Origin of the sequence: Frankia sp. AiPs1, from assembly GCF_023716945.1 — a bacterium.
In the GTDB taxonomy this organism is placed as follows: domain Bacteria; phylum Actinomycetota; class Actinomycetes; order Frankiales; family Frankiaceae; genus Frankia.
This window is the reverse complement of sequence record NZ_JAMQQF010000570.1, coordinates 1-3,863: the sequence shown is the minus strand read 5'-3', so window position 1 is coordinate 3,863 and position 3,863 is coordinate 1. Positions and strand designations below refer to the sequence as shown.

General features: G+C 72.5%; 4 protein-coding genes and 1 pseudogene. 1 reads left to right on the top strand and 4 read right to left on the bottom strand.

Annotated elements, in window-relative coordinates; genetic code table 11:
* The 3 genes and pseudogenes from ND748_RS27525 to ND748_RS27515 form a co-directional block, all read right to left on the bottom strand.
* A pseudogene (locus tag ND748_RS27525) lies at nucleotides 1-983 on the bottom strand (hypothetical protein); the annotation flags it as partial.
* A 23-nt stretch (nucleotides 984-1,006) separates the two neighbouring features.
* Complete coding sequence (locus ND748_RS27520; protein ID WP_251749118.1) at nucleotides 1,007-1,276, bottom strand: hypothetical protein; 270 nt, start codon at nucleotides 1,274-1,276, stop codon at nucleotides 1,007-1,009.
* Nucleotides 1,277-1,433: 157 nt separating this feature from the next.
* The gene (locus ND748_RS27515) at nucleotides 1,434-1,682 is read right to left on the bottom strand and encodes a hypothetical protein (protein ID WP_251749117.1); all 249 of its coding nucleotides are present in this window, start codon (nucleotides 1,680-1,682) and stop codon (nucleotides 1,434-1,436) included.
* Nucleotides 1,683-2,002: 320 nt separating this feature from the next.
* Here ND748_RS27515 and ND748_RS27510 point away from each other — a divergent pair, with 320 nt between their 5' ends.
* A complete protein-coding gene (locus ND748_RS27510) occupies nucleotides 2,003-2,536 on the top strand; it encodes a DUF1003 domain-containing protein (protein WP_251749116.1) in 534 nt (177 codons plus the stop codon).
* On the opposite strand, the gene ND748_RS27505 is transcribed toward ND748_RS27510, so the two are convergent.
* Nucleotides 2,493-3,839 (bottom strand): DUF2142 domain-containing protein, encoded by a 1,347-nt coding sequence (locus ND748_RS27505; RefSeq protein WP_251749115.1) that lies wholly within the window; start codon nucleotides 3,837-3,839, stop codon nucleotides 2,493-2,495. The genes ND748_RS27510 and ND748_RS27505 overlap by 44 nt on opposite strands.
* Nucleotides 3,840-3,863 lie beyond the last annotated feature (24 nt).

Here is a 3,863-nt window from a genome sequence, read left to right as displayed (position 1 = left end):
CCGGTGGGCGGCGGCCGGCGCCGGCCGGGCAGGGCCGAGCGCAGCGCCGGGACCATCCGGCTGAACAGGTCCGGGACGCCCGCGAGGTCGCCCATGATGTAGTAGCCGTCCAGCCGGACGAACGGTGCGAGCTGGCGGGCGGCGTCGAGGTGGGCGAGCACGATCGCGGTCACCAGGACCTCGGCGTGGCTGATCGCGAGCGCGCCGCACAACACCAGCGCGTACAGCCCGTTGAAGTAGATGCCGCCGAGGTCGGTGCGCAGCCGCCCACGCCGGCTCAGCCGGTAGGAGTCCGTGACGTCGGTGAAGAACGCCGGCCACACCAGGTACATGCCGAAGCCGATCACGCCGGGCCGGGCGCCACCGTAGCGGCAGGCGGCGGCGTGTCCACACTCGTGGACCAGGGCACCGGCCAGGGCCAGCCCGACGACGGCCAGCATCAGCGTCGGGGTGGCCAGCACCGCGGCCGCGCTGTCTGCGACGCTGTGCCGGCGCAGCACCCAGCCGTCCGCCGCCACCAGCAGGGCGAGCAGCCCGGCGACGATCGCGGGCCGGAACAGCACGGCGAGGACCCCGGCCAGCCGGGCCACCACCGGCGCGGGCAGCAGGGTTCGCCGCCCGGCGAGGGTGAACATCGCCGCCGCCCGGGGCGTCGGGGTGGCACCGGCCGCGGCGGCGATGAGGCCCAGCGGCATCAGCCGGTCGGCGATCAGGTAGCGGACGTCGGCCCCGCTGATCGCTCGCCCGTCGCGCGCGGTCACGCGGCCGGCGATCGCCTCGACGTCGCGGGTGCCGTCCGCCGCCGCCAGGATGTGCGCGAGCAGTTCGGTGAGCGCGACGACCTGGCCGTCGCCGCGGCGGGCGAGCTGGACCGGTCGGTCCAGACCGGAGCCGGCGAACTCGCCGAGCAGGGCCATGCCGTCGGCCCGGCACGGCCGGGCGGGCACCGTGCCGGGCGTGGACAGCGGTCGGATGTCGGTCAACTCAACCGTCCGTCGAAGGTCGATCAGTAGTCGTCGATCTGGAATATGATGTTGATGCTGGGTACCAGCGAAATGAGGATCGGCAGGATTCCGCCGAGGATCGATGCCTCGCCGTGCGCGTCGATGTGGGCCAGGTTCGACCAGGGCGAGTTCACCGGGAAAAAGGTGGGATCGAATTCTTTGCGGCCGATCTCAACGGTCGCCAGAGTCAGTCTTTCGGGCAGCAACTCGGCCTGCTCCAGGGCGAACTCCGGACGTTCCCCGTCGCCTCGATCCCGTGGCTTTTCGTTCATTCTTCCCCCGCCGTGATCCAGTCTTCATGACTGCTCGGACGGGTGACACGTTAGCCGCCGGAAAACCTGGCGGCGGGGATTTCTGGTGGGCGTGTCACGTGGTCATCTGTGTACGTCTCAATTGCAGTGTGGCCGGCAGGCGCGTCGATGGTGAGTGTCACCACTGGCTGATCTGGGTCCAACTGTTGACGATCGACTCGACGACCGATCCGCTGCTGTAGGCGATTTCGGGTTCGCTGTGGTTCTCGACGTAGGAGTTGTTACTGCCCGGCGAGTTGATCGGGTAGTTGCTCGGGTCGAACTCGTTGCGGTTGATCTCGACGGCGGCGAGGGTGAGGCGGTCGGGCAGCAACTCCGCCTGTTCCCGGGCCAGGTCGGCGGCATCCAGCCCGTTGCCGGTGCTCATCATCTGGCTCCGTTCGGATCGCTTGGGTGCGCGACGCGCGCGTGGATCGATGCACCGGCCGGCTCCGGGCCGCGCCGGGCGGAAAGGTTGACCGAAAACGGAGGGCGATATCCGCCTCGGCCGATCGGCACCTCTGAACTGTAGGAGTGATCATCACCTTCCGCAACCTGGCGATGCCCCTTGGTCACACGCTCGCAGCCGTGTCCAGGCGGCCCCCGCGCAGGCAGGCCGGCCGCCCCCGGCCCCGGCCGCCGCTGGCCCCGGCCGCCACCCCGGGGCCGGGGCCGCTGCCCGGACGATCGGACATCAGCATGGAGGCCATGAGTTCACCCGCCGACGCCGACGACCAGCACCGAGACCCCGGCGCTGCCCGCCGTTCCCGCCCCCGCCCCCGTGCCCGCATCCGCAACGAGCGGGTCGTCTTCACCCGGATGAGCTCCCCCCAGGACCGCGCGGCGGACCTGATCACGTCGTTCGCCGGATCGCTGCCCTTCGTTTACCTGCACGCCGTCTGGTTCACCGGCTGGATCCTGCTCAACGAGGGCGTTTTCGGCGACGCCGCGGTGTTCGACCGCTACCCGTTCGGGCTCCTCACGATGATCGTCAGCCTGGAGGCGATCTTCCTGTCCACCTTCGTCATGGTCAGCCAGAACAGGGCGGACGCCCGGCAGAACCTGCGCGCCGATCTGGACTTCGAGACCAACCTGCGCTCAGAGGTCTGGTCCGTACACATCGGCCGCGTCCTCGGCCTGGACCCCGACGAGATCGAACGGCACGTCCAGGAGACCCTCGCGCGCGCTCGCACCGAACTCAGCACCGGCCACCCCGAGCCGACGGACGCCGGCCAACTCTGACCCGCTGCCCGGCCGGTGGGTAGGCGGTGAGGTCGTCGGGGTCGTGGCCGCCCGCGGTCCGCGCCGCGGGCGAGGCCGCAGTCGCGGGTAGGCCGGTCAGGGCGAGTCCGACCAGACAGAGGGTTCCGGCCGCGGCGAGTGCGAACCATGGCGACCAGCCGCCCGGCGGGTTCCACTGCGACCGGCCGACGAACCAGACGGGGCCGTTCGTGCCGACGGCGTAGCGGCGGGCGTTCGCCCACAGCCCGACGAGGTGGACCGCGGCGACCGCCAGCGGCACCGAGACCTGGATCAGCCGGCGAACCGTCGCCGGCAGCCGAGCCGCCCGCCGGGTGACGATCTCACCGGCGGCGAGCGGCACCAGCACCGCGAGGGGCAGCAGGTAGCGCCCATACACCGGGAAGCGGGTCTGGCGCAGCACCACGACGTCGAGGCCGACGGCCACCACCGCGGCGCCGACGAGCACCGCCACGAACCCCAGCCGGGCCCGCCGCGGGCCGGCCGCGAGCGCCACCAGGGCGAGGACGATGACGGCGAGCCACCAGATCCGGTACGCGTAGGTGGGCATCGGCAGGCTCGCCCAGCCGAACACGCCGACCCACTGCCGCACCCAGGCGTCGGCGTCGTGGGGCAGTCGGTGCAGCCCCTCGACGATCAGCGCCCGACGGATCCCCGGATGCGGCTGCATGGCTCGTTCCCACAGCGCCGTCGCCACGACGCCGCCGGCAACCAGACCCAGCCAGAGCCCCGGCAGCGCCCGCCGCCACCGGTGCGCGTCCGGCCACCGCGTCGCGTCCCGGGAGATAGCCGGGTCGGCTCGCCGCGACCGTTCGCGGCGGGAGTGTCGACGACCGCCGGCCTTGCCGGCCTTGCCGGCCTGGGTGGCCTGGGCGACTTCGCCCGCCTCGCCCGCCTCGCCCGCTTCGCCCGCTTCGCCCGCCACGGCCGGCGGGGATTCGCGGTCACGGGTGCGCCGCTGAGCGAGCACCAGGCCGACGAGCGGAGCGAGCAGCACCCAGGCGGGCCCGGTGGGTCGCGACAGCGCCAGCAGCGCGCCGACGACGCCCACCGCCGGCCAGCTCCAGCGGGGTGGACCCGTCGCGCGGCCCATCCGCAGCACCAGCGCGAACAGGGCGGTGGCGGCCGCGATCTCGATGCCGTTGGTGCCGAGCACGGAGCCCATGAACAGCACCATGGGCGACGCGGCCAGCAGCACCCCGGCGACCGAGAGCGGACCGGGCGGGCCGCGCCACCCCCCCGCGTCCCCGCCCGCCAGCAGCCCCGCGACGGGGGCGGGGGTCACCCCCCAGTCTCATATAAAAAAATA